The sequence below is a fragment of the Pseudomonas sp. FFUP_PS_473 genome (assembly GCF_002858665.1).
Taxonomy (GTDB): domain Bacteria; phylum Pseudomonadota; class Gammaproteobacteria; order Pseudomonadales; family Pseudomonadaceae; genus Aquipseudomonas; species Aquipseudomonas defluvii.
The window spans coordinates 29,081-52,815 of record NZ_PJQQ01000012.1 but is presented as its reverse complement, the minus strand read 5'-3'; the positions used below and the strand labels follow the sequence as shown (position 1 = coordinate 52,815).

The 23,735-nt window shown below is 60.5% G+C and carries 19 protein-coding genes; 7 read left to right on the top strand and 12 right to left on the bottom strand.

Going from position 1 to position 23,735, the window contains the following annotated elements:
• Positions 1 to 667 precede the first annotated feature (667 nt).
• Genes eutC through eat form a run of 3 tightly spaced genes read right to left on the bottom strand, consistent with a single transcriptional unit; the run spans position 668 to position 4,238 of the window.
• Entirely contained in the window at positions 668 to 1,468 is an 801-nt protein-coding gene (gene eutC / locus CYD26_RS10410) for an ethanolamine ammonia-lyase subunit EutC (protein ID WP_102052555.1), read from the bottom strand.
• Positions 1,469 to 1,476: 8 nt separating this feature from the next.
• Complete coding sequence (locus CYD26_RS10405) at positions 1,477 to 2,868, bottom strand: ethanolamine ammonia-lyase subunit EutB (protein WP_102052554.1); 1,392 nt, start codon at positions 2,866 to 2,868, stop codon at positions 1,477 to 1,479.
• A gap of 11 nt (positions 2,869 to 2,879) precedes the next feature.
• Positions 2,880 to 4,238 carry an ethanolamine permease gene (gene eat / locus CYD26_RS10400; RefSeq protein WP_065759549.1) on the bottom strand — a complete coding sequence of 453 codons (1,359 nt, stop codon included), beginning with the start codon at positions 4,236 to 4,238 and terminating at the stop codon, positions 2,880 to 2,882.
• A gap of 369 nt (positions 4,239 to 4,607) precedes the next feature.
• Between eat and CYD26_RS10395 the strand changes: the two genes are divergently transcribed.
• Entirely contained in the window at positions 4,608 to 5,657 is a 1,050-nt protein-coding gene (locus tag CYD26_RS10395; protein ID WP_065759548.1) for an AraC family transcriptional regulator, read from the top strand.
• Between the two features lie 26 nt (positions 5,658 to 5,683).
• Here the strand turns inward: CYD26_RS10395 and CYD26_RS10390 are convergent, their stop codons facing one another.
• Positions 5,684 to 6,568, bottom strand: a complete 885-nt coding sequence (locus tag CYD26_RS10390) for a LysR family transcriptional regulator (RefSeq protein ID WP_102052553.1) — start codon at positions 6,566 to 6,568, stop codon at positions 5,684 to 5,686.
• A gap of 114 nt (positions 6,569 to 6,682) precedes the next feature.
• Between CYD26_RS10390 and argC the strand changes: the two genes are divergently transcribed.
• On the top strand, positions 6,683 to 7,636 hold the full coding sequence (argC, locus tag CYD26_RS10385) for an N-acetyl-gamma-glutamyl-phosphate reductase (protein WP_102052552.1): 954 nt from the start codon (positions 6,683 to 6,685) through the stop codon (positions 7,634 to 7,636).
• Positions 7,637 to 7,682: 46 nt separating this feature from the next.
• On the opposite strand, the gene katG is transcribed toward argC, so the two are convergent.
• Complete coding sequence (katG, locus tag CYD26_RS10380; RefSeq protein WP_102052551.1) at positions 7,683 to 9,881, bottom strand: catalase/peroxidase HPI; 2,199 nt, start codon at positions 9,879 to 9,881, stop codon at positions 7,683 to 7,685.
• 434 nt (positions 9,882 to 10,315) lie between these two features.
• On the opposite strand from katG, the gene CYD26_RS10375 reads away from it, so the two are divergent.
• The 5 genes from CYD26_RS10375 to CYD26_RS10355 all read left to right on the top strand — a co-directional run bounded on the left by CYD26_RS10375 (position 10,316) and on the right by CYD26_RS10355 (position 16,499).
• A complete protein-coding gene (locus tag CYD26_RS10375; RefSeq protein WP_102052550.1) occupies positions 10,316 to 11,782 on the top strand; it encodes a sodium:solute symporter family protein in 1,467 nt (488 codons plus the stop codon).
• A 403-nt stretch (positions 11,783 to 12,185) separates the two neighbouring features.
• Complete coding sequence (locus CYD26_RS10370) at positions 12,186 to 13,754, top strand: methyl-accepting chemotaxis protein (protein WP_102052549.1); 1,569 nt, start codon at positions 12,186 to 12,188, stop codon at positions 13,752 to 13,754.
• A gap of 386 nt (positions 13,755 to 14,140) precedes the next feature.
• Positions 14,141 to 15,379 (top strand): type II and III secretion system protein family protein, encoded by a 1,239-nt coding sequence (locus CYD26_RS10365; protein ID WP_102052548.1) that lies wholly within the window; start codon positions 14,141 to 14,143, stop codon positions 15,377 to 15,379.
• 110 nt (positions 15,380 to 15,489) lie between these two features.
• Positions 15,490 to 16,197 carry a lipopolysaccharide assembly protein LapB gene (locus CYD26_RS10360; protein WP_065759541.1) on the top strand — a complete coding sequence of 236 codons (708 nt, stop codon included), beginning with the start codon at positions 15,490 to 15,492 and terminating at the stop codon, positions 16,195 to 16,197.
• 35 nt (positions 16,198 to 16,232) lie between these two features.
• On the top strand, positions 16,233 to 16,499 hold the full coding sequence (locus tag CYD26_RS10355; RefSeq protein ID WP_102052547.1) for a DUF3613 domain-containing protein: 267 nt from the start codon (positions 16,233 to 16,235) through the stop codon (positions 16,497 to 16,499).
• Between the two features lie 248 nt (positions 16,500 to 16,747).
• Here the strand turns inward: CYD26_RS10355 and CYD26_RS10350 are convergent, their stop codons facing one another.
• Genes CYD26_RS10350 through CYD26_RS10320 form a run of 7 tightly spaced genes read right to left on the bottom strand, consistent with a single transcriptional unit; the run spans position 16,748 to position 23,703 of the window.
• On the bottom strand, positions 16,748 to 17,716 hold the full coding sequence (locus CYD26_RS10350; RefSeq protein ID WP_065759539.1) for a type II secretion system F family protein: 969 nt from the start codon (positions 17,714 to 17,716) through the stop codon (positions 16,748 to 16,750).
• A 27-nt stretch (positions 17,717 to 17,743) separates the two neighbouring features.
• Positions 17,744 to 18,730, bottom strand: a complete 987-nt coding sequence (locus CYD26_RS10345; protein ID WP_065759538.1) for a type II secretion system F family protein — start codon at positions 18,728 to 18,730, stop codon at positions 17,744 to 17,746.
• A complete protein-coding gene (locus tag CYD26_RS10340) occupies positions 18,727 to 20,166 on the bottom strand; it encodes a CpaF family protein (protein ID WP_065759537.1) in 1,440 nt (479 codons plus the stop codon). The genes CYD26_RS10345 and CYD26_RS10340 overlap by 4 nt, the downstream gene beginning before the upstream one ends.
• A gap of 3 nt (positions 20,167 to 20,169) precedes the next feature.
• Complete coding sequence (locus tag CYD26_RS10335; protein WP_099774074.1) at positions 20,170 to 21,387, bottom strand: AAA family ATPase; 1,218 nt, start codon at positions 21,385 to 21,387, stop codon at positions 20,170 to 20,172.
• Positions 21,381 to 21,884: a TadE/TadG family type IV pilus assembly protein gene (locus CYD26_RS10330; protein ID WP_102052603.1), complete on the bottom strand. Its 504-nt coding sequence runs from the start codon at positions 21,882 to 21,884 to the stop codon at positions 21,381 to 21,383. Before CYD26_RS10330 ends, CYD26_RS10335 begins: the two co-directional genes overlap by 7 nt.
• Positions 21,884 to 22,354, bottom strand: coding sequence for a TadE/TadG family type IV pilus assembly protein (locus CYD26_RS10325; protein ID WP_102052546.1), 471 nt, complete (start codon positions 22,352 to 22,354; stop codon positions 21,884 to 21,886). The genes CYD26_RS10330 and CYD26_RS10325 overlap by 1 nt, the downstream gene beginning before the upstream one ends.
• A gap of 8 nt (positions 22,355 to 22,362) precedes the next feature.
• Positions 22,363 to 23,703 carry a TadE/TadG family type IV pilus assembly protein gene (locus tag CYD26_RS10320; protein ID WP_178081706.1) on the bottom strand — a complete coding sequence of 447 codons (1,341 nt, stop codon included), beginning with the start codon at positions 23,701 to 23,703 and terminating at the stop codon, positions 22,363 to 22,365.
• Positions 23,704 to 23,735 lie beyond the last annotated feature (32 nt).

The window sequence follows — 23,735 nt, the reverse complement described above, 5'->3', positions numbered from 1 at the left end:
CCGCGATACAGACGCCGCGAACTCACGGATACCCCACCGAGGCCATCGCAGGCAAGCCAGCTCCAACAGAGCACGCGCAACCTGTAGGAGCCGGGCTTGCCCGCGATGCAGACGCCGCGAACTCACGGATACCCCACCGACGCCATCGCAGGCAAGCCAGCTCCAACAGAGCCCGCGTAACCTGTAGGAGCCGGGCTTGCCCGCGATGCAAGCACCGCGAACTCACGGATACCCCACCGACGCCATCGCAGGCAAGCCAGCTCCAACAGAGCCCGCGCCAACCTGTAGGAGCCGGGCTTGCCCGCGATGCAGACGCCGCGAACTCACGGATACCCCACCGAGGCCATCGCAGGCAAGCCAGCTCCAACAGAGCACGCGCCAGCTTTAGGAGCCGGGCTTGCCCGCGATACAGACGCCGCGAACTCACGGATACCCCACCGACGTCATCGCAGGCAAGCCAGCTCCAACAGGGCCCGCGCCAGCCTGTAGGAGCCGGGCTTGCCCGCGATGCAGGCGCCGCGAACTCGCGGATACGCCACCGAGGCCATCGCAGGCAAGCCAGCTCCAACAGAGCCCGCGCCAGCCTGTAGGAACCGGGCTTGCCCGCGATGCAGGCGCCGCGTATTCAGTGGGCTAGGCACCACAGATCCAGCGCTCGGACGGTTACCTAAACAAGAAAATTCCCCGGTCGAACCTCACCAGTGCCTTCCAGCACCGGTATCTGCGCCTCGTCCTTCAGGTTCACTCCCGACAACTGCCGCCGCCAGGCCTCGCGCATCAGGTAACCCAGTTTGTGGGTGGCCATGGCGTAACTCAGCCCCTCCAGCCGCACATTGGAGATGCAATTACGCGATGCGTCGTTCAAACCCACCCGTGGGGCATAGGTGAAATACAGCCCGAGGCTGTCCGGCGAGCTGAGCCCGGGCCGTTCACCAATCAGGATCACTACCATGCGTGCGCCGAGCCGTTCAGCCACTTCATCGGCAACGGCCACGCGGCCTTGTTCGACCAGGCAAATCGGCGCAACGCTCCAGCCTTCATCCTTGGCCAGTGCTTCGATGCGCTGGAGCATCGGTAGGGCATGACGGTGTACCGCCAGCGCAGACAGCCCGTCAGCCACCACCAGGGCCAGGTCGACCCCTTCCGGTTGAGCCTTGGCGTAGTCGCGCAGTTGCGCCACCGACGCTTCGTTCAAGCGCCGGCCCAGGTCGGGGCGTTGCAGGTAGGTGTGCCGGTCTGGCGCGGCGCTGTGCAGGGCCAGGCTCTGCCCGCAGCCTGCTGCCAAACCGGCCAGGTCAAAACGCAGGTGCACCGCGTCACGTGCCTGGGCATGGGCGTACTGGAAGTCGAGTTGTGCGGCCGTGGGCAAGCTGGTGCCTGCACGGCCCAAGGCAATCCGTGCCGGGGTCAGGTTGCGCAGCTGTTGCCAGGGGTCGGGCTGGGCTGGGCTTTTGGCGTTATCGTCCATCGTTACCTCTACTTCAACTGTGCCAGGGCGTTGCGAAACAGCGGTGGTACGCCGCTGCCCAGGCGCACCTGGCCGTCGCGTTGTTGCAGGATGTCCATGCGGGCCAGCCATTCCTCAAACTCCGGTGCCGGTCGCAGGCCCAAGGCCTTGCGCGCATACAGGGCATCGTGGAATGAGGTGGTCTGGTAGTTGAGCATGACGTCATCGGAACCTGGAATGCCCATGATGAAGTTGATCCCCGCCACACCCAACAAGGTCAGCAGCATGTCCATGTCGTCCTGATCGGCTTCGGCATGGTTGGTGTAGCAGATATCGCAGCCCATGGGGACGCCGAGCAGCTTGCCGCAGAAATGATCCTCCAGCCCGGCACGGATGATCTGCTTGCCGTTGTAAAGGTATTCCGGGCCGATGAAACCGACCACGGTGTTCACCAGGAACGGGTTGAAATGCCGGGCCACGGCATACGCGCGAGCTTCGCAGGTCTGCTGGTCGACACCATGGTGAGCGTTGGCCGAAAGGGCGCTGCCCTGTCCGGTTTCAAAGTACATCAGGTTGTTACCCAGGGTGCCGCGTTTCAGGCTCAGGCCCGCCTCGTAGCCTTCCTGGAGAATGCCAAGGCTGATGCCGAAACTGCTGTTGGCCGCTTGGGTGCCGGCGATGGATTGAAACACCAGGTCCAGTGGCACGCCTCGTTCAATTGCGGCCACAGAGGAGGTGACATGGGTCAGCACGCAGGATTGCGTTGGAATGTCGTAATGCTGGATGACCCCATCGAGCATCTTCAGCAATTCGCTGATGGCACTGAGGCTGTCGGTGGCCGGGTTGATGCCGATCATGGCGTCGCCATTACCGTACAGCAGGCCGTCGAGCAGGCTGGCGGCGATGCCAGCAGGATCATCGGTCGGGTGGTTGGGTTGCAGCCGCGTGGACATCCGCCCACGCAGCCCCACGGTATTGCGAAAACGCGTCACCACGCGGATTTTCTGCGCGACCAGCACCAGGTCCTGAACGCGCATGATCTTTGAAACAGCGGCCGCCATCTCTGGGGTCAAGCCGGGCGCCAGTGCCTTGAGGCTGGCTTCGTCGGCTTCGTCACCCAGCAGCCAGTCACGAAAGCCACCAACCGTCAGGTGGCTGACCGGTGCGAAGGCCGCAGGGTCGTGGCTGTCGATGATCAGGCGTGTAACTTCATCCTCTTCATAGGGGATCAGGGCTTCGCTGAGAAAGCGCTTCAAGGGCACATCGGCCAAGGCCATTTGTGCCGCTGCACGTTCCGCGTCACTGGTGGCAGCTATCTCTGCAAGACAGTCGCCAGAGCGCGCCGGGCTGGCCTTGGCCATCAATTGCTTTAGGCTTTCAAAACGCCAGGTCGTGCCGGCGACTGTATGCACGAAGCTCATGGTGTGTCTCCTTACTCGCTGGCCAGTGCCACGGTGCCTGCGTTCTGGCTACGTACCGCGACGCAGAACAGCATGCCAATCGCCATCAGGCCAATGAAGATCCCGCAGATCAAGGTGTTGAACCAGACCATCGCCACCAGGCAGACCACCGCCAGCAACAGCGCAATGGCCGGTACCACCGGGTAACCCGGGGCACGGAAGGTGCGCTCGAGGTCGGGCTCGCTGCGACGCAGTTTGAACAGGCTGAGCATACTGACAATGTACATCACGATAGCGCCGAACACCGACATGGTGATCATGGCCGCAGTCAGGGTCATGCCCTGCAGGTTGATCAGGCCGTCGCTCAGGATGGCTGCGATACCGACCACGCCGCCGGCCAGAATCGCCCGGTGCGGGGTGTGGAAGCGCGACAGCTTGGCCAGCCCTTTGGGCAGGAAACCGGCGCGGGCAAGGGCGAAGAATTGCCGCGAGTAACCCAGAATGATGCCGTGAAAGCTTGCCACCAGGCCGAACAGGCCGATCCACACCAGCATGTGCATCCAGGTCGAATCGTTGCCCACGACCGACTTCATGGCCATCGGCAACGGGTCGTTGATGTTGGCCAGTGTGCGCCAGTCACCCACGCCACCGGCGAAGATCATGACGCTGATGGCCAGGCTTACCAGGGTCAGGATGCCGGCGATGTAGGCACGCGGAATGGTGCGTTTCGGGTCTTTCGCTTCCTCGGCGGCCATGGCGGCGCCTTCGATGGCCAGGAAGAACCAGATGGCGAAGGGGATCGCGGCGAAGATGCCACTCAGCGCGCCCAGGCTGAAGGTGTCGGCGCCAGCCCAGCCACCCAGGGCAAAGCTGCTGAAGCTGAACGCGGGTGCAACCACGCCCATGAACACCAGCAGCTCCAGCACGGCGAGGATGGTGACCACCAGCTCGAACGTAGCGGCAATGCTCACCCCGACAATGTTGAGGGTCATGAAGACAAAGTAGGCGCCCACCGCGGCTACCTTCGGATCAAGGTTGGGGTACTGCACATTCAGGTAGGCGCCAATCGCCATGGCGATCGCAGGCGGTGCAAAGACAAATTCGATCAGCGTCGCCATCCCGGCGATCATCCCCCCGGTCACACCAAAGGCGCGCAGGCTATAGGCAAAGGGGCCGCCGGCATGAGGGATGGCGGTGGTCAACTCGGTGAAGCTGAAGATGAAGCAGGTGTACATCACTGCGACCAGCAGGGTAGTCACCAGAAAGCCCAGCGTACCGGCGGTGCCCCAGCCATAACTCCAGCCGAAGTATTCGCCGGAGATCACCAGCCCGACCGCGATACCCCAGAGGTGCAGGGTGCCTAATGTTGGTTTTAGTTGTGATACGGCCATGGTATGTCCCCTTGAAGGTGTACCCGAAAAAATGCCTGGCTGGGAGCATAACCACAGGCCTGCGCTCAAGACTTGACCGACCGGCACGGCCATAATTGCATTCGGTCAACTTTCGCCAAAGGCGCACGGATGGCGCGCACGGAACCGATCATGCCCTCACTTGGGGCAGGTCGGAATCACCCTGCTCAGTGTCACCGAGCGGCAACGGGTGCAGGCGCCACGGCCTACACACTGCCCATTGCACCGAGTATTCGGGTAGCAGTTTGGGGTGTTGGCACACCGGCAACATCCTGTGCTAAAGCGTTTATGCATAAAGGTACGGTATTTGCTTGAAGGGGTGATCGCATTCTTTACACGGTAACAGTTGCCATGTTCCAGTCATCCCTTGCCCAGGCTCCCCTGAATGCCCCTCGTGCGAACAATCGAGGTGTGCTCTCGGCGGCTGCCACTGGTATGGATGCCTTTATCGTCAACCATGGCGGTGACCTGGACCGGGTGTTCGGCCATGCCGGTATCGACCCGGAACAACTCCAGCACCCGACCTTGAGCCTGGCCTTGCCGAACTACTGTCAGGTATTGGAAGAGGCGGCGCAGCAGACCGGGTGCGATAATTTCGGCCTGCGTTACGGCGAGCAGTTCCAACCCCAGGCGCTTGGCCTGCTGGGCTATGTGGGGCTCTGTTCGGCCACCCTGGAAGATGCGCTGATCAACTTTGCGCAGGCCTTTCCCTATCACCAGCACAGTACCTTGATCCGCCTGGTTGATCAGGGCGAGTGCTACAGCTTCGATTACCAGATCCACCACAGCGCTATCCGCCAGCGGCGTCAGGACGCCGAGCTGACCATGGGCATGGCGATGAACCTGGTGCGTCATGTACTTGGGCCGAAATGGGCACCGCGTGAAGTCGCCTTTGAACACGCCCGGCCACAAGACTGGCATGAGCACCGTGAGGTCTTCGACGCACCGGTGTATTTCGAGCGCTCCTGTAACTCCATTTTGATTCCCAAGCGCGAAATCGCCGGCAAGGCCATGCCTGGCCATGACCCGGTATTGCTCACGCTGGTCAAGGATGCGATTCGGCAACTGGGCGAAACCAACGCCGGTCCGGATCTGTTGGAGCAGGCGTGCCAGGCCATCATCACGCTGCTGCCACAGGGTGATCCGAGCCTGGACAGCGTTGCCGATCAACTGCAACTGCCGCACTGGTTGCTGCAGCGTAAATTGCGTGAGCAGGGCCTGAGCTTTACCCAATTGCTGGATCAGATCCGCCAGGACCTGGCCTTGCAGCATCTGGGGCAGCAAAACCTGAACATCTCCGAACTGGCACCACTGCTGGGTTACTCGGAAACCAGCGCATTTTCCCGCGCCTTCCGCCGCTGGTTCGGCGTCAGCCCGCGCCAATGGCGCAGCGAGCACTAGGCCCGCACAACCCTGCACGCGTTACGCTAGCCTGCCTTCAATGCCCACAGCACGTCCAGTACGTGTTGCGTAGGTCGCTCAACGTCGCCGGTACGGTGGGCGATGCCCAGTTGGCGCCACAACAAGGGCTGTAGTGGCCGCATGACCACCCGCGTATCGGGCAATGGCGTGTCGGCTTCATGGGGCAGCAGTGTTGCGCCATAACCGGCCGCGACCAGGCTTTTGATGGCGTCGTTGTAGTTCAGTTGAATGCGTGGTGTCGGCTGGTGGCCGTCGTTGGCGAACCACTCGGACGTCAAGCGTGAAAGCCGTGTGCTGTTGTCATTCAGTATCAAGGGCTGGGTGGCCAGCCAATCGGGGGTGACGACCTCCGGGCACGCCCAGCGCGCAGGCAGGAACGCCATGACCGGGTCGCGTCGCCAGGGTTCGATTCGCACGCCCTTCGTTGCCGTTTGCGGGAGCGCGACCAGGCCAATGTCCAGCGTGCCTTCGACCAGTTTCTTCAGCGTCTCTTGCGAGGTCAGCACGGCGACCTGGACGTCGATCTCCGGGTGCTGCTGGCTCAGGGTTTCCAGCGCCTGCGGCATCAACTGGGCGATGGCTCCGGTCGAGGCACCCAGCCGTACGCGGCCAGCCAGCCCCTGCACCTGACGCTGCACCTCCTCAAGGGCTTGCTCGGCATCGGCTAACAAACGCCGTGCACGCTCCACCAGTGTTTCGCCAATCGCCGATGGCTGAACGCGCCCCCGTGTACGCGACAACAGCCGGGCGCCAACCCGTGATTCCAGATCGGCGATATGCAAGCTGATCGTGGGTGGCGCAAGGTTCAGCACCCGAGCGGCTTCGGCAAATGAGCCCAGGTCGGCAATCGCCACCAGTGTGCGCAGGCGGTCCAGGCTGATTTCACGCATGGCGGGTTCCTTGGTCAGAAAAACTGAATGTGATCGTTTGGAAATTCAACTTTTCCTATCTTAAGCCAGCATCGAAGATTAGGCCTGCTGATTTCTGACGTTCGAGAGCACTTCATGACCACTCCTCTTGTATTCATCGATGGCGACCAAGGCACCACCGGCTTGCAGATCCACCAGCGCTTGCGCGGTCGGACCGACCTGCGGTTGCTCACGCTCAGTGCTGAACACCGCAAGGATGCAACTCATCGCGCCGAGGCCATCAATGCCTGTGACATTGCGATCCTGTGCCTGCCCGACGACGCTGCACGTGACGCGGTAGCGAGTATCGAAAACCCCGCGGTACGGGTGATTGATGCCAGTTCGGCGCACCGCACCCACCCGGACTGGACCTATGGCTTCGCGGAAATGAGCCCGGAGCAGGCGCAGCGCATTGCGACGGCGCGGCGTGTCAGCAATCCCGGTTGCTACCCTACGGGGGCGATAGGCTTGTTGCGCCCACTGCTAGAGGCGGGGCTGGTGGGCGCGGACTACCCGATCAGCGTGCATGCCGTATCGGGTTACTCCGGGAGAGGGCGTGCGGGGGTGGAGGCGCATGAGGGGAAGGGCGCGTCGCTCGCACCGGCATTCCAGGTGTATGGGTTGGCGCTGGCGCACAAGCATGTACCGGAAATTCAACAGCACAGCGGCCTGAGTGAGCGGCCGATGTTTGTGCCTGCCTATGGGGCGTTTCGGCAAGGCATTGTGTTGACCATCCCCTTGCAGGTTCGGTTGTTGGCTCCGGGCACGGATGCGCGGCAGTTACACGCGTGCCTGCAGCAGCATTATGCCGGTGCGCAGTACGTGCAGGTCATGTCGATGCATGAGGCCAAGGCACTCACACACCTGGATCCGCAGGCACTCAATGGTATCGATCAATTGCGCTTGATCGTCCTGGAAAACGAACCTGCGGGGCAGGTGCTGTTGGCGGCCGTGTTCGATAACCTGGGCAAGGGCGCGGCGGGCGCTGCCGTGCAAAATCTGGATTTGATGCTGGTAGGCGCAGGCAACCCTTTACCGTCACGCCGGTAAGGGTGGCCTGCTCACGCCGTGGCGACTATGGGCCGCCTTGCCGCAATCAGGCAAGGTCGAATCGGTCAAGGTTCATCACCTTGTTCCAGGCTGCCACGAAGTGACGGACGAACAGCGGCTGTGCATCGCGGCTGGCGTAGACCTCGGCAATGGCCCGCAGCTGTGCGTTTGAACCGAACACCAGGTCAACGACAGTGCCTGTCCATTTGAGGGCACCCGTCGACCGATCGCGCCCCTCCAGTACACCTTCAGTTGCAGCGGATCTCTGCCAGGTCGTGTTCATGTCGAGGAGGTTCACGAACACATCATTGGTCAGTGTTTCAGGCCGCTGAGTGAACACGCCGTGCGCAACCTGCCCGACGTTGCAGTTCAGGGCGCGCAGGCCACCGATCAGCACCGTCATCTCGGGTGCGCTGAGCGTCAGCTGGTTCGCCCGGTCCAGCAGCAGCTCGGCTGCCGATTCTTCAAGCCCGCTGCGCAGGTAGTTACGGAAACCGTCGGCGCTGGGCTCCAGCACGGCAAAGGACGCCACATCGGTCTGCTCCTGCGACGCGTCGGTACGCCCGGGTGAGAACGGCACGGTCACCTCATGGCCAGCCCGTTTCGCCGCAGCTTCTATGGCTGCGCAGCCGCCCAGCACGATCAGGTCGGCCAGCGAGACGTTCTTGCCACCGGCCTGGGCGTTATTGAAGTCCTGCTGGATTGCCGTCAGTGTGTGTAGCACCTTCGCCAATTCAGCAGGTTGGTTGACCGCCCAGTCTTTCTGCGGCGCCAGGCGAATGCGCGCCCCATTGGCACCACCACGCTTGTCACTACCGCGGAAGGTGGCGGCCGATGCCCATGCCGTCGTAACCAGTTGCGCGATCGAAAGGCCGGATGCCAGAAGCCGGGCTTTCAGGGTTGCAATGTCCTGCTCCCCGATCAGTGGGTGATCCACCGCTGGAACAGGGTCTTGCCAGAGCAGGGGCTCCTGGGGAACGAGCGGGCCCAGGTAGCGAGAAACAGGCCCCATGTCCCGGTGGGTCAGCTTGAACCAGGCTTTGGCGAAAGCATCGGCCAACGCCTGAGGGTCTGCGTGGAAGCGTTTTGAAATCGGCGCGTACACCGGGTCCATGATCAGTGCAAGGTCGGTGGTGAACATGATCGGTGCGTGGGTTTTCGTCGGGTCATGTGCGTCCGGTACGGTACCGGCGGCAGAGGCCTCCTTGGGCGTCCACTGGTGGGCACCGGCAGGGCTCTTGGTGAGCGTCCACTCGTAGCCGAACAGGTTCTCGAAGTAGTTGTTGTCCCATTTCACCGGGTTGGTGGTCCAGGCACCTTCCAGCCCACTGGTGATGGTGTTGGCGCCGTTGCCGCTGCCAAAGGTATTTTTCCAGCCCAGGCCTTGTTCTTCGAGCGTCGCGGCTTCCGGCTCGGGGCCTACATACTGGCTTGGATCGGCGGCGCCGTGGGCTTTGCCGAAGGTGTGGCCACCGGCGATCAGGGCGACGGTCTCTTCGTCATTCATGGCCATGCGGGCGAACGTCTCACGAATGTCCCGTGCTGCCGCGAGCGGGTCCGGGTTGCCATTCGGGCCTTCCGGGTTCACGTAGATCAGGCCCATCTGAACCGCGCCAAGCGGGTTTTCAAGTTCGCGATCACCGCTGTAGCGCTCGTCTGCCAGCCACTTGCCTTCCGGCCCCCAATAGATGTCGTCTTCGGGCTCCCAGATATCGACACGTCCACCGCCGAAACCGAAAGTCTTCAGGCCCATCGAGTCCAGGGCGACGTTACCCGCGAGCACCATCAGGTCAGCCCAGGAGAGACTGTTGCCGTACTTCTGCTTGATCGGCCAGAGCAACCGCCGTGCCTTGTCGAGGTTGCCGTTGTCCGGCCAGCTATTGAGCGGCGCAAAGCGTTGCGCGCCACCTCCCGCGCCACCGCGCCCGTCAGCGATACGGTAGGTGCCTGCGCTGTGCCAGGCCATGCGGATGAACAGCGGACCATAGTGGCCGTAATCGGCGGGCCACCACGCCTGCGAGTCTGTCATCAGGGCATGCAGGTCTTTGATCACCGCATCCAGGTCGAGGCTTTTGAACGCCTCGGCATAGTTGAAGGCTTCACCCAGGGGATTGGCCTGGGGGGCGTGCGAGTGGAGGATTTTCAGGTTGAGTTGATCAGGCCACCAGTCGGCATTCGAGGGTGCCCCGGCTGTGGTGTGTTTGCGAGCGCCGCCCGCGAACGGGCAGGTTGCTTCGTTAGACATGATGCTCTCCTGTGATGTCCGGTTATCCGTCAACTCAGCGTGGAACCTGACGGTGGCGCCAGCCAATAGGTTTTCAGTATGGGATTCATAGTAGACAGGGAAGGTGAACAGTCTGGCGCTTTCGGATGTTTAAAATAATCGACTGACGGCGGTGGGAAAGGTGTCTTTTAAGCCACCAAAATCCGCTTTACCCAAAAAAACGTCGCATTTCGTCTTTTTTTATCCAAATCCCAGCGGTAATTGTTTGACATATTTAACGGCTTTGGCAGACTGCAAAGCCGTTGTCATAAGTGGTTACGATTTCCTCGTGCTGGTTACAGATGAGCCGTCGTGCCGCCTGCGATACGCAAACAAAAACAACATAGTCAGTCGCGCTGCCCCTGCACGAGCCATGCTCGTCAGCCCGGTGTCGGACGAGCCAACGGAAAGTACAAATGCTGATTTGGTTTGTTGCGCTTTATCTGCTGCTCACGGTAGGTGTCGGTTTCTACGCGTCCACTCGCGTGAAAAACTCCAGGGATTTCGCTGCCGGTGGTCGCAGCATGTCCTTCCCGCTGGTCGCCGCGATGGTATTCGCCACCTGGTTCGGCTCTGAGGCCGTATTGGGGATACCTGCTACCTTCATCCAGGAAGGTTTCGCCGGCATTGTCGAGGACCCGTTCGGTTCCTTCGGATGCCTGATGTTGGTCGGCCTGATTTTCGCCCGTCCCCTCTACCGCATGAACCTGCTGACGCTCGGTGACTTCTTCCGCAAGCGCTTTGGCCCGAACGTGGAAATGATCACCAGTATTGTGATCATCCTCTCCTACCTTGGCTGGATCGCCGCACAGTTCACCGCACTGGGTGTGGTGTTCAACGTGCTCTCTGACGGCGCCATCAGCACTACCCAGGGCATGTTGATCGGCGCGGTGATCGTGCTGCTTTACACCTTGTTCGGCGGTATGTGGTCGGTTGCGCTGACAGACTTCATGCAGATGCTGATCATTGTCGCCGGCCTGGTTTATCTGACCTGGCTGATCGGTGACATGGCGGGCGGGCCTGCCGCGGTCATTTCCCATGCGGCCAACGAAGGCAAGTTCAGTTTCATGCACAGCTTCGAGCCGAAGGACTTCGTTGCCTTCATCGGTGCTGCGGTGACCATGATGTTCGGCTCGATTCCGCAGCAGGACGTTTATGCGCGGGTCATGTCGGCCAAGACCGAAAACATCGCAGCGCGCGCATCGATGGCAGGCGCCTGTTTCTACCTGGCCTTCTGCATGCTGCCGATTTTCCTGACCTACGCGGCCTCGATGATTGATCCGGCGATGGTTCAGCAATGGCTGGCTGAAGATGCCCAGATGATCCTGCCGCACCTTATCCTGGAGCGGACCCCATTGTTCGCCCAGATCATGTTCTTCGGTGCGCTGCTTTCGGCGATCATGTCCACGGCCTCTGGCACACTCCTGGCGCCGTCGGTGACCTTTACCGAGAACGTGCTCAAGCGCTTTTTGCCCGACATGAACGACAAGCAGTTCCTGCTGGCCATGCGCCTGACTATCCTGGTGTGCGCCATGGTCACGTGCCTGTTCTCACTGTTCTCCAATGCCAGCATCTACGAGATGGTGGGCAATGCCTACAAAGTGACCCTGGTTGCCGCTGCGGTGCCGTTGTTCGCAGGCCTGTTCTGGAAGCGCGCCACCACTCAGGGGGCTCTGGCCTCGATGGGTTTGGGCATGGCGTCCTGGCTGTGGCTGGAATACACCCACACCGATGCTGACTTCTGGCCACCGCAGCTGGCCGGGCTGCTGTTCAGCTGGCTGGGCATGCTGCTGGGGTCGCTGTTGCCGCAGATCTCGACTGCCCGCGCCCCGGTTCGCGAGCGCGTGGTGGACAACGCCTCAGGTGCTGTCGCTGTCGAGTAAGCCTCGCGATAACGAGCCGATTGGCTGGTGGTACGAATGAACGGGCAGTGCGCAAGCGCTGCCCGTTTTTTTGCGCGCAAACCAGACACGCCTGCCCGTGAGAATTTCAAACACGGCGAAGACTTCTGTGAACACATTTCTGCAGTCGATGTCGCAACGCCGGGCAAATGGGTCATTTCTGCGAGAAGTAGTGAGTAAAACGCACGAAAACAACGGAAAATCAGCGCCAAAATAGTGGCACATTAATTGCTGACGGGGCCTCGTATGGTTCGATAACTATAAGAGGGTCCAATTGCTATGCCCATCACTTGCGTTGCTTTCCAGTCTGTCGAGGTATCCTCGATTGCCTGCCAATGGCGCTTCACACGCCTCATGTCCTCAGCGTATGAAGAGAGCCAATGCTATGTTTTTTAAGTATTCCTTGCGCACGCAAATGCTGACGCTGCTGGGCGTCGGCCTGATGCTGGTGCTGTGTTCAGCATTGGTGTGTTTCAGCCTTTTCGCTAATAGCCTGAATACCTACAACGCGTTGCTGACGCGCTCTGCTCAGGCATCGAAGTATGTCAATGAAGCCAGCCTTGCATTCAAACGCCAATCTCAGGCGTTCAGTAGCGCAGAGCGTGGCCTGGCGGTGTTTGAAGCTGAAGAACGCAAGGTCAGGGAGTGCTTGGCCAACGTGCTGGCGCTGGATATGGATCTGTCGCTAAAGGCCAAGGTCAATGACCTGCTCAGCGCACATCAGGTATTCGGCGATCAGTACCGTGAGCGTCACAACGCCGTTGCGACCACCGGTGTGGACAACGGTACGGATCGACCCGTCAGTGAGCAGATGAATGCCTTGGTGGAGCAGCTCTATCAAGACACCCAGACCCAACTTGGGCAGGTCGATGCCCATGCCGAGCGTATTGGCTGGGGCGGTACCCTGGCGCTGTTGATGGTCAGTGTGCTGACGTGGCTGTTTGGCATGTGGTTGATCAACCGCAACCTGATCACACCACTGCGTGGTCTGATGGCGTCTATCGTCCAGCTCAGCCAAGGTCATTTTGGTCAGCGGATCAACAGTCAACGGGGCGATGAGCTGGGGCGTCTGGCGAAGGCGACCGACGCGCTGCATGACGTGCTCTCGGACACCTTCGCCGGCCTGAAACACGGCACCCGGCAACTGGACACCGCCAGCGACGAACTGAAGACCATTGCCAGCCAATTGGGGCAGGGCGTTGAAAATCAGGGGTTGCGTACCGATCAGGTGGCGACTGCGATGCAAGAAATGGCCTCTGCGGCCCAGGAGGTCGCCAGCCATACCGCACAGGCAGCCCGTGCCGCTGACGATGCCGAGAACGCCACTCAGCAGGGCGAGAAGGCCATGCTCGGCATGGTCAAGAGCATCAATGACATTCGCGATGAAATTACCGGTACGGCCAGCGTTATCCATCGCCTGGAAGCCGACAGTGGGCGCATCGGCGAAGTGCTGGCGGTAATCCACAGTATTGCGGAGCAGACCAACCTGCTGGCGCTCAACGCGGCTATCGAAGCCGCCCGAGCCGGCGAACAAGGCCGAGGTTTTGCCGTCGTGGCCGATGAGGTGCGTAATCTGGCGCAGCGTACTGCGCAGTCAACGGCAGAAATCAATACCATTATTGATGCCGTGCAAAAAGGCGCGGAGCGTGCGGTGCAAGCAATCGAAAGTGGTAAGCGCAGCAGCGAGAATGGCGTCGAGCAAGTGCGGCAGGCCGGCGAAATTCTCAGTGGCGTTACTGGCGCGGTGCAGACCATCCGCGATATGAGTCAGCAGATCGCCACCGCCGCTGAAGAGCAAACGCTGGTCACGGAAGATATTTCGCGCAACCTGTGCGAGCTGGTGGCGATTGCCGCGAGCAATCAGGAAAGCGTGCGCCGTACTGAAGGGGCCAGCAAGAATCTGCACCATGTGTCCAGCACCTTGGCTGAGCTGACCGGGCGACACCAGGCCTGATTCGGCAGTGACTCATTTTTTTTACAGTCTGATAGCAATTTGACCTTTCTGAGCTAACTTCAAATAGCGAAACAGTTATTTGTGCTCAGCCGGGGGGGTGGCCTCGCTTCAGGATGGTTAGGCAGTTCGCAGACCCGACGGATGGCTCGTTATGACTGGTCGTTTCAGCTGAACCACATAAGGGGGGGTGTTTGGCACGACGATCACTGGAGGGCTCTAGCAGCGGTGGCGAGTGTGTCCACGCTGTGCCAGCTCACTGTGGATTTTCCAGACGTCACGGCGTGCGCGGATCGCGTGTCGTGGCGGCAGGGGACCGGCAGTGGTCGTGCAAGTCGTGTTGAACCGATCTTCTAGCAAACTGCCCTGACCGGACAAGGAAGCAGAGAATGACCAATAATTACGCGCAAGTACTCAAACGAGTGGCGTGGACGTTGATTGTTGCTGGTTTACCCGCTGGGACGACGTTGGCCGCGGGGAAAAACTGCGCAGATCTGGCGGCACTGCCAGCCGTGGTCGAGGTGGGTGAAGGCATGCAGACTGCCATGCGCTCCCCTGAGGCCATTACCCGATTGGCCATAGGCGATCCGAAAATCGCCGATGTGCACCTCAATGGCAATGATGCATACCTGCTTACCGGTATTGCTCCCGGAACCACCAGCCTGATGGTCTGGACGGCATGCTCCAGTGCGCCTCGCCAGAGCATGGTGTTCGTCAAGGGCAAGGCTACGTCCTCCTTGGGTAGCGCAGTCTTTCCTGAAGGCAATGAGGTGCTGACCAGCCAGGTTCAGACCGATATTCGGTTTGTCGAAGTCAGCCGCACCAAGTTGAAAGAGGCCAGTACGTCGATCTTCGGCAAAGGCGGCAGTTTTCTGTTCGGCTCACCGGGCACCGTGCCTGGCGTGACGGTGACGCCCGGGCAGATTGGTAGCCTGGCACCCAACATCCCTCTGGATAATGGCAGTTTCAACATCGGGATCGGTGGCGGCAACGTACTGGGGTTGATCAATGCGCTGGAAGGCAGTGGCTTTGCCTATACCCTGGCCCGCCCCAGCCTGGTGGCGCTGAGTGGGCAGAGCGCGAGCTTCCTGGCCGGTGGTGAAGTGCCCATCCCGGTACCGAGCACTGGCAGTGACAGTATTTCAATCGAGTACAAGGAATTCGGTATTTGTCTGACGCTGACACCAACGGTGGTTGGGCCGGGCCGTATCAACCTGAAGGTGGCACCGGAGGTCAGTGAGCTCGATTTCAACAACGGTGTGTCCATTTCCGGCACGGTTGTACCGGCACTGGTCGTTCGTCGTACGGACACCAGTATTTCCCTGGCGGACGGTGAGAGCTTCGTGGTCAGCGGCTTGATCAGCACGACCAACACCTCTGCTGTGAACAAGTTGCCTGGCCTCGGCAACATTCCGATCCTGGGTGCCTTTTTCCGTGACTCTACGATCAAGCGTGAAGAGAAAGAACTGCTGATGATCGTCACCCCGCATCTGGTGCAACCGCTGGCGGTCAATGCCCAGCTTCCTACACTGCCCGGCGAGCAGATGCGTAATTACGATCCGAACTGGTTCCGCATGTACTTCCTGGAAGACGGTGACTTCGACCACCGTAGTGGGTTATCACAATGAGCCAGCCCATTGCAGCCTCTTTGTTGACGAACACATCCCACGACACCGTGCTGGGCGGGGTTGGCCTTACGGCCATCGCCCGCTCGTTGTGCGTTTCCCGGGAGCGAAAAATGAAGGTGATCATTGCAACGTTGGGCCTGGTGATGCTGAGCGGCTGTGCCACGGGCGGTGGCTCCGATTGGTCGTCACTCAGTGCCCCGGAAAGCTGTGCCAAGGTCAGCTCCGATCAGGAGCTGTCGCTTAGCCTGGCCGATGACATGATCCGTGAGGGCAAGCTGCATGCGGGCCTGGCCAACTTGCAGCGGCTGCCGCAGGACCTACCCGCCGTGCGTTTGCGCAAGGCCAAGATCTACCGTGTATTGGGAGAGGCCGAGGCCGAACCGTTGTTTCGCAGTTTACTCAGTACCTGCCTGGCGGCTGAAGGCGAACACGGCCTGGGGCAACTGGCGGTGGCGCGCAATGATAGCGAGAAGGCCTTGGCTCACCTGCAACGGGCGGTACGCATGTCGCCCACTGACGAAAAAATCCGTAACGACCTGGGCGTGATCTACCTTAATCAAGGGCGCCTTAAGCAAGCCCGCTTCGAGTTCATCACGGCCATGGAGTTGAAGCAGTCCGATCAATTGGCGGCCGTTAACCTGGTGACCTTGATGATTTACCAGGGGAACTGGAAGCAGGCCTCGGAGTTGGTCAGCCGTGTCGGCCTGAGCCCGGCACAAGTCACTGAAGCCCAGGCGCGAGCAGAAAAACTCAAGAGTAGGAAGAAGGCCACCGCAGCGCCTGCCGATCAGGTAGCAGCGGTCAATGATCCGGCATAACCGAGTGCCAACTCGCCACCAATGCAGAGGTAGTGATGAAACAGACTATGCTCATCTGCCTGGGAGCCGCGTTGCTCCCCCTCGCAGCCCAGGCCATCGAACCTGGCCCATCTTCCCCGCAACAGCAGGTCACCGAAACCTGGCTGCAATTGCAGAGCAGCAATCAGGTGGCTTCGCCAAACCTGCAAACCGTGAAACCCGCTGAGCGTGAACTGAGCCTGCAGCGCCTGTTGGACAGCTACAAGCACCCCATACCCGAGTTTTACAAAGAGTATGGTCTCTCGTCATCCAAGGGGAAGTAGGCTGCAAAGGCGCAGGATGCGCCAGTGTTCGGGGTTGAAAGGGCAGGGTGACAGTGTGCAGGTTGGGTGATTCAGGTGGGTAGACATCACATTATGGCGGCGGCGGGGTAGCGTAAACAGGCTCCCGTCGCCGTTTTGCTGTGTGCTTATCGTGATCAGCGCTTCGCAGCCTTCCTATTGAGTCATTCAAAAGGCTGCGTAATGCAAAAGGCCTCGGCATTGCTGCCGAGACCTTTTGCTAATCGTTGTTAAAGCTTTCCGAATACCTTGAACACGCCGATGATTGCAGGGCCTATGGCTACCAGGAAAAAGCTTGGCCACAAGCACAGGATCAGAGGGAACACCAGTTTTGTTCCGATTTTCGCGGCTTTCTCTTCGGCCAGTTGCGTGCGACGGTCACGGAATTCCTCGGCATAGATGCGCAGGGTGGTACCCACACTGGTACCGAAGCGAATGCTCTGTGCCAGCAGGCTCACCAGCCCGCGAATGTCCTCCAGCCCGGTGCGTTCGGCAAGGTTTTTCAAGGCCTCGGTGCTGGGGATGCCCGCGCGGATTTCGGCGTTGACCAAGGCCAGTTCCATGGCCAGGTCAGGCTGGCTCACCGCCATTTCTTCAGACACCCGCTCGATGGCCTGGGGCAGGGCCAGGCCCGACTCCACGCACACCACCATGAGGTCCAGAGCATCAGGAAAGGCAATCAGCAAACGGTTCATTCGCGACTGCGCGCGATGCTCGACATAGAGTGCTGGCGCCAGCCATCCTACACCTAGCGCTAGTAGCAGCAGGCCGACACCGAGCATCAGCGACAGCTTCGGAATAAGCGGTAATGCCAAGGCTACAAGGCCCATCAAGGTCAGGGGCAACAGCAGGCGAAGCGCCCAGTAGGTCTGTACGGCCGACTGAGCGCGATAACCGGCGTGTGTCAGCAGTACCCGTGTCGCCGAGGCTTGCCCTTGCTCACCGGTGTTGAAGCGCTGCCCCACCTGTTCCAGCATCAATTGCAGGTTGCTTGGTGGCCGTTGCCCGGCAATTTCTGCACTTTGGCCGCGCTTGATCAGCATCAGTCGGCGTTTGACCGGGTCTTGCAGCCCCAGAACCAGCAAGGTCATGGTCGTTATGGCAAAGACCACACTCAGGCCGATGGCTGCCGCAAACAACAGGCGCGTCAGTTGTTCGTTGCCCACCCAATGATTGATCAGACTCAGTAGATACTCCATGGTCTTACTCCCTAGGTCTATCGGTACTCAAACCTGAATCCGGATGATCTTGCGTATCCAGTAGATCCCGATCAGCATGGCAACAAAGGCGCCTAGGACCAGTTTTCGACCCAGAGGCTCGTTGATCAGCAGGGGCAGATAGGTCGGGCTCGACAGCACGATCGCTGCGGCTAGCACAAAGGGCATCGACACCAGTATCCAACCTGACATACGCCCTTCGGCGGACAGGGTCTTGACCTTGCGTTGAAAGCGAAAGCGCCCGCGAATCAGGCTGCTCAGGCGATCCAGTACTTCGGTCAGATTGCCACCTGTTTCACGGTGGATCAGCACTGTGGTCACCAGCATCATGACCGTCATGCTGGGTACGCGTTCCAGCAGGCCGAGCATGGCCCGGCGTACATCGTTGCCATAGTTGATGTCGGCGAAGGTCAGGCCGAACTCATGGGCGACCGGCCCTTTGTGCTCATCGGCGACCAGTTGCAGGGTCTCGTTGAACGGATGGCCGGCGCGCAGCGCCCGGCACATGGCATCGAGCGCATCTGGCAGCCCCTCTTCGAAGCGGGCAAAGCGCTTGATGCGGTCATTGGAGATCTTCAGTATCGGTAGCCAGAACACCACCATCGCAGCAGGTACTGCCACCCACCAGGTGCGCGTGATCAACCACAGTACAATGCCGCTTGCCAGTGCCAGCGTCAGCCCAAGCAGCAGTACCCGATAGGCACGGTATTCATGCCCGGCCTGTTCGATCATCTGGGCCAGGGCCTCCATCGCTGGCAGTTGCTCTAACCACGCTTCCAGTGGCGACAGGCGCCGCAAGTATTTTTGCCGTAGTACCGACTGCATGTTCGGCAGGTCATTGGCGCGCTCCAGCATGTTCAGGCGACTGCGGATGCGCTTGCGCACCTTGCCCGCTTCGCCAAACACCGGAACGGTCAGGCCCTGGCTGAGGAGGAAGATCGCCGTGAACACCATGCCAAGGAAGGCCAGGACGAACTCGCTGGGGATCTGGTTCATGATTTTTCCTCCATCCATTCCTGCCGGAACAGGCTGAGCGGCAGCTCGATACTCCGCTTGGCCAGCGTTTCACGGAATGCCGGGACCATGCCGGTGGGGCGAAACTCACCCAGTACCTCGCCTTTTTCGCCGATGCCATTGCGTACGAACGAGAAAATCTCGGTCATGGTGATGATGTCGCCCTCCATGCCGTTGATCTCTTGCACGCTGACCAGCCGCCGGGTGCCATCCTCCTGACGCTCCAACTGGATGACCACATCGATGGCCGAGGCGATCTGCTGGCGCAGCGCCTTGATCGGGAAGGTTGCACCGCTCATCGACACCATGTTCTCGATTCGGCCCAAGGCGTCACGTGCGGTGTTGGCGTGAATGGTGGTCAGTGAGCCGTCGTGACCGGTGTTCATCGCGGTCAACATGTCCAGTGCCTCGGCGCCCCGCACCTCGCCAATGACGATGCGGTCCGGGCGCATCCGCAGGCTGTTGCGCACCAGTTCACGCTGATTGACTTCGCCGCGCCCTTCGATGTTCGAAGGGCGGGTTTCCAGCCGTACCACATGAGGCTGTTGCAACTGCAACTCGGCCGAGTCTTCGATGGTGACGATTCGCTCGTTGTGCGGGATGAAGCTGGACAGGACGTTGAGCATGGTGGTCTTGCCGCTGCCGGTACCGCCGGAAATCAGCACGTTCATGCGCCCGCGAACGATAGCCTTGAGCATCAGTGCGATGGCCGCCGTCAGGGTGCCCGTCTGCACCAGGTTTTCGGTATTGAGCAAGTCCACCGCGAAGCGGCGAATCGACATGCTGGGGCCGTCGATCGCCAGGGGAGGGATGATGGCGTTGACCCGCGAGCCGTCCTTCAGGCGTGCGTCCACCAACGGCGAAGATTCATCAATGCGCCGGCCCAGGTTGGACACAATGCGGTCGATGATGTTCAGCAGGTGTTGATCATCGCGAAAACGCACGTCGGTTCTTTGCAGCTTGCCAAACCGCTCGACGTACACCGAGGCGTGGCCGTTCACGAGGATGTCGGACACACTCGGGTCGGCCAGCAGTGGCTCAAGCGGGCCAAGGCCCAGCACCTCGTCGGTGATCTGCTTGATGATCAACTGGCGACCACTGGCGCTGACCGGTGCCGAGTTCTCGTCAAGCAAGCGCTGGCTGATCTCTTTGATCTGCCGACCGGCTTCGGCGGCCTCCAGCGTGTCCAGCAAGGACAGGTCCATGACCTTGAGCAGCTGCTGGTAGGTCTTTTCTTTCCATTCGCTCTCCACCGGGTTGAGCTTGCTCCGGGTCTCGTAGAGGATTTCCGGTGCAATGTTCTCCCAGGCCATCAGTACCTGAGTGCAGTCCTGGCTGTTGGCCGGTGCTGCCGGTTTGTCTGCCGTGGCCTGGTTGTTGGCCTGCTGACGCAAGCGATTACGAAAGTCGCTGAGCATGGCTTACCCTCCAAACAAACGGCCAAAGGTACGTTTAAGCAGGCTCTGTTCGCAGGCCTCGATCCCGATCAGGTTCTGGCTCAGTTCGCGCAGGGCAAGGTTGATGGCTGACCGTGGTGCATGCCGTTCCAGCGGCACCCCGGTGTTCAGGCTTTCGCTGACCACCGCAAAGTCATTTGGGAGCTTGTGCACCTCCGTGCAGCGCAACGCCTCGGTCACATCCTTGAGGGTGACGGGGGACGTCTTGTTGTAGCGGTTGACCACCACCTGCAGTCGACTGCTCGACACGCCCAGGTCGTCGCGCAGGATGCGGGTCAAGCGCGTGCCGTCTTTCAGGTGGCTCAGGCTTTGCTGCAACACAATGTAGATGCGGTCGGCCTGCTCCAGGCTGATGCCGGTGAGGTGGTCGATTTGCCGCGGCAAGTCCACCACCACCCAGTCGTAGCTACTGCGGGCCAGGCGCAACAGATTCTCCAGTTGCTCCAGGCGCACGTCCTGCTGCAGGCACAGTTCATCGGTACGCCCGCCCAGCACATGCAAGGTCGGGCTGTAGTGGCTGCAAAAGCCGCGCAAGGCGATGCTGTCCAGGGTATCGGCCTGCTGAAGCACCTCCATCGGGCTGTGTGTCGATTGCACATCCAGGCTGTGGCCGACGCTGCCGAACTGCAGGTCCAAGTCCAGCAGCAGGGTTCTGCCACCCTGGTTACTGAGCTGATGGGCCAGGTTGCAGGCCAGCATGCTGGCCCCTGAACCGCCCTTGGCATTCATGACCGCAATCAGTTTGCCTTCGTTTCCTCGCTCTGCCCGCGCCTCCATCTGCATGCGCCCAAGGGCCGCCTGCAGCTCTTCGGGTTTCACCGGCTCGGGAAGAAAGTCACGGGCGCCGGCCTGCATTGCCAGGCGCATGCCCTCGCGTTCATCCAGGGGGCCGCACACCAACAGCGGCGGGCGCTCCTTGAGTGGATGCAGCAGCAGGGCGGCCAACTCTTCGCGCCACAAATGGCTGACGTGCAGCAGCAACAGGTCCGGCATGTGGTCCAGCCCATACAGCGGGTCGGTATGGCCGTTGCTTACCAAGCGGGTGCTGACTTGCAGGTTGGGCAGGCTCTGGCTGATGGTTTTCATCTGGTTCAAGGCTGTCGCATCGCGGCCACTGATCAGCAGGCGCAGGCCTTGCCGGTCAGTCGCGGTGACGACGGGGGCTTCACGTGTGCTTAACATGGCGTGATCTCCGGTACTACGTTTGCATCGGGTTGCCTGCCGAGGCTCTCGCGCGGCATGGTTGACCTGAACACCGGCAGCACGAAGGCGCCGTTGAATCCAGGAATCAGCAAGTTGAAACTGAAGTTCGTCACCTGCAGTTGCACATAACGGATGGCGAGAAAACCGTTGGTGCTGGTGAGGTCGTCAGGGTTGGCGATCACGGCACCGTCCTTGTCCAGGTAGATCAGGTTTAGGTTGGCACTGGTCAGGTTGCCAATCAGGCTGCTCGCGCCGCTGTTGTCGGCGGCATTGAACATTGCGCGGCGCAGAATGGTAGGGTCTTTGATGTTGCACACCGCGGCCAGGCGCGCCCCCCGGCGCACCGTTTCATTCAGCGCATTGACGGTGAAGTACAACCGGCCTATTTCCAGCACGCCGAACAGCAAGGTGAACAGCACCAGGCCGGTGATGGCGAACTCGACTACATACACACCGCGCATGCGTTTGCGGTTCATCATAAGGCCCTCATCACAACGGTGGAGGTCAACGTCAGGCCCAGCGGTTTACTGCTGCCATAGAGGGCCGGCAGTGCGCTACCGATCACAGGCACGAAGGTATAGTTAATGCTCACCTGCACGTGCTCGGTACCTGCTGCAGCCACCGTGACATTTCCAGGCGTGAGCCCAGGCACGACCGAGGGGTAACCATTCGGGTTGGCAGGTACGCCGTACACCGCGACGTTTTTGGTTTTGGACAACAGTGCATCGCTCAGCTCGAGTTTGCCCTGATTGGCGTCCCACGCCTGGCTGGCGACAAAGCGCCCGGCGTCACGGCTGGCCTGCATCAGGCTGTTGTACTGGAACAGCATGCGGCCGAACTCGCCGAAGGCCAGCATCAGCAGCGCCAACAACGGCAGGGTAATCACCAGCTCAACCATTGCCAGGCCACGCTGGGCCTTTGAGGCGTTGAATCCACCGCGTCTCATAGAGCCCCCTACGAATCGGTACTGGGTGTCTGTTGGTTATCGATGTAGGTCTTGTACAACTGGATGATCTGCGGGCCGACATCATCCGTCGGCGTGGGGCCTGGCACGCCGTCGCCCTCGCACTGGCTAATGAATTGGCCGAAGATCTGGGACTCGTTGCCCTTTTGGGCTTCCGGCTGCATCACGAAGAAACAGCCAAAACCGAGCACCGGTATCGATGACGCACCGTCGTTCTTGCCCGAGCAGTCACCGATGACGATCTTCAGTACCCGCCGTTCGTGCACGCCATTGGACAGGCAGCCACCCCCAGCGCCGGCAATGCAGTTGGCCGAGTCCTGTTTCCAGTCGTTGTAGTCGTACAGGGGGCCACCGGTCGTAGACAGGTTGCCGTTGGCGGCAGTGACCGGTTGGTTGTTGTATTCGATCCTCTTCAACGTATCGTTGTAGGTCAGGGACTTGGGGTTGACCGTAACGACCAGGTCAGGTGGATAGTCAGCGGCACTGAGGCCTCCCTTGTACTCGTTGAAACGCGTATTGAGGCCTTGAGCGGACGGCCCGACGGTGTTGCCCGGCTTGGTCGTCACGTTCGATCCGATGCTGTTGCACTGATTGATGCCGCCGGCCAGGCCGTCCCGGACAGTGTTTCCGCCTGAGCCGAAATCAAGCAGTTGAAAGTTCCCTGGGCCGATCGCCGAACTGTTGTTCGCAGCGGTTTTCAATACCTGCAGATCGCCGAAGCTGTACCCCCAGAACATTCCGCCGCTGGGGTTGTTCTGTGTGGGGTTGCCGCACACCATCAGCGGGGTAAGCTCACAGGGGCTGGTTGGGCTTGGCCCGGCAGTGGCGATGGCGGCGACGCTCTTGGTCTTGTCTGCGCCATTGCCCAATGTCTGGAAAGCCCCCCAGAAAAAACCGGTCAACGGGTAGTTTGCCACCGTGACTCGCACGTAGCTGGCATTGGCCGGGCCGGGAAAGGAGAACGGCCCGTAGACACTGGATGCCAGTTCCACCTTGGCGAAGTTCGCGACATTGTTGCCAACCGCCTTGGCCAGCTCCTGGTTGCCTGTCGCGTTGGCATTGCGGCTGAGGGTGTCCAGCGCGGCGGTTTGTGCCAGGCTGGCGGCGCCGGTTGCGCCAAGCACTGTGTTGAGCGTCTTGGCCCCACTCAGCGCTGCCGCATCCACCGCATTTTGCAGGCGTGTCTTGTTCACCAGCATGTGGCTGCCGTCCAGCGCCAGGGCGGCCATCAACAGCACCGCCGCCATGGCAATCACCACCATCACAATGATCGTGCCGCGCTGACGCTGCGCAAACGCAGTGCGAGGCTGTTTGATTCGCGCGTTCATCATCACGCCCTCCCGTCTGGCCGATGTGGAACAGG

Excerpts from the sequence above, each read along its gene's own strand:
- eutC (WP_102052555.1), bottom strand. The coding sequence starts at position 1,468 with ATGGACGATAACGCCAAAAGCCCAGCCCAGCCCGACCCCTGGCAACAG.
- CYD26_RS10405 (WP_102052554.1), bottom strand. The coding sequence starts at position 2,868 with ATGAGCTTCGTGCATACAGTCGCCGGCACGACCTGGCGTTTTGAAAGC.
- eat (WP_065759549.1), bottom strand. The coding sequence starts at position 4,238 with ATGGCCGTATCACAACTAAAACCAACATTAGGCACCCTGCACCTCTGG.
- CYD26_RS10395 (WP_065759548.1), top strand. The coding sequence starts at position 4,608 with ATGTTCCAGTCATCCCTTGCCCAGGCTCCCCTGAATGCCCCTCGTGCG.
- CYD26_RS10390 (WP_102052553.1), bottom strand. The coding sequence starts at position 6,568 with ATGCGTGAAATCAGCCTGGACCGCCTGCGCACACTGGTGGCGATTGCC.
- argC (WP_102052552.1), top strand. The coding sequence starts at position 6,683 with ATGACCACTCCTCTTGTATTCATCGATGGCGACCAAGGCACCACCGGC.
- katG (WP_102052551.1), bottom strand. The coding sequence starts at position 9,881 with ATGTCTAACGAAGCAACCTGCCCGTTCGCGGGCGGCGCTCGCAAACAC.
- CYD26_RS10375 (WP_102052550.1), top strand. The coding sequence starts at position 10,316 with ATGCTGATTTGGTTTGTTGCGCTTTATCTGCTGCTCACGGTAGGTGTC.
- CYD26_RS10370 (WP_102052549.1), top strand. The coding sequence starts at position 12,186 with ATGTTTTTTAAGTATTCCTTGCGCACGCAAATGCTGACGCTGCTGGGC.
- CYD26_RS10365 (WP_102052548.1), top strand. The coding sequence starts at position 14,141 with ATGACCAATAATTACGCGCAAGTACTCAAACGAGTGGCGTGGACGTTG.
- CYD26_RS10360 (WP_065759541.1), top strand. The coding sequence starts at position 15,490 with ATGAAGGTGATCATTGCAACGTTGGGCCTGGTGATGCTGAGCGGCTGT.
- CYD26_RS10355 (WP_102052547.1), top strand. The coding sequence starts at position 16,233 with ATGAAACAGACTATGCTCATCTGCCTGGGAGCCGCGTTGCTCCCCCTC.
- CYD26_RS10350 (WP_065759539.1), bottom strand. The coding sequence starts at position 17,716 with ATGGAGTATCTACTGAGTCTGATCAATCATTGGGTGGGCAACGAACAA.
- CYD26_RS10345 (WP_065759538.1), bottom strand. The coding sequence starts at position 18,730 with ATGAACCAGATCCCCAGCGAGTTCGTCCTGGCCTTCCTTGGCATGGTG.
- CYD26_RS10340 (WP_065759537.1), bottom strand. The coding sequence starts at position 20,166 with ATGCTCAGCGACTTTCGTAATCGCTTGCGTCAGCAGGCCAACAACCAG.
- CYD26_RS10335 (WP_099774074.1), bottom strand. The coding sequence starts at position 21,387 with ATGTTAAGCACACGTGAAGCCCCCGTCGTCACCGCGACTGACCGGCAA.
- CYD26_RS10330 (WP_102052603.1), bottom strand. The coding sequence starts at position 21,884 with ATGAACCGCAAACGCATGCGCGGTGTGTATGTAGTCGAGTTCGCCATC.
- CYD26_RS10325 (WP_102052546.1), bottom strand. The coding sequence starts at position 22,354 with ATGAGACGCGGTGGATTCAACGCCTCAAAGGCCCAGCGTGGCCTGGCA.
- CYD26_RS10320 (WP_178081706.1), bottom strand. The coding sequence starts at position 23,703 with ATGATGAACGCGCGAATCAAACAGCCTCGCACTGCGTTTGCGCAGCGT.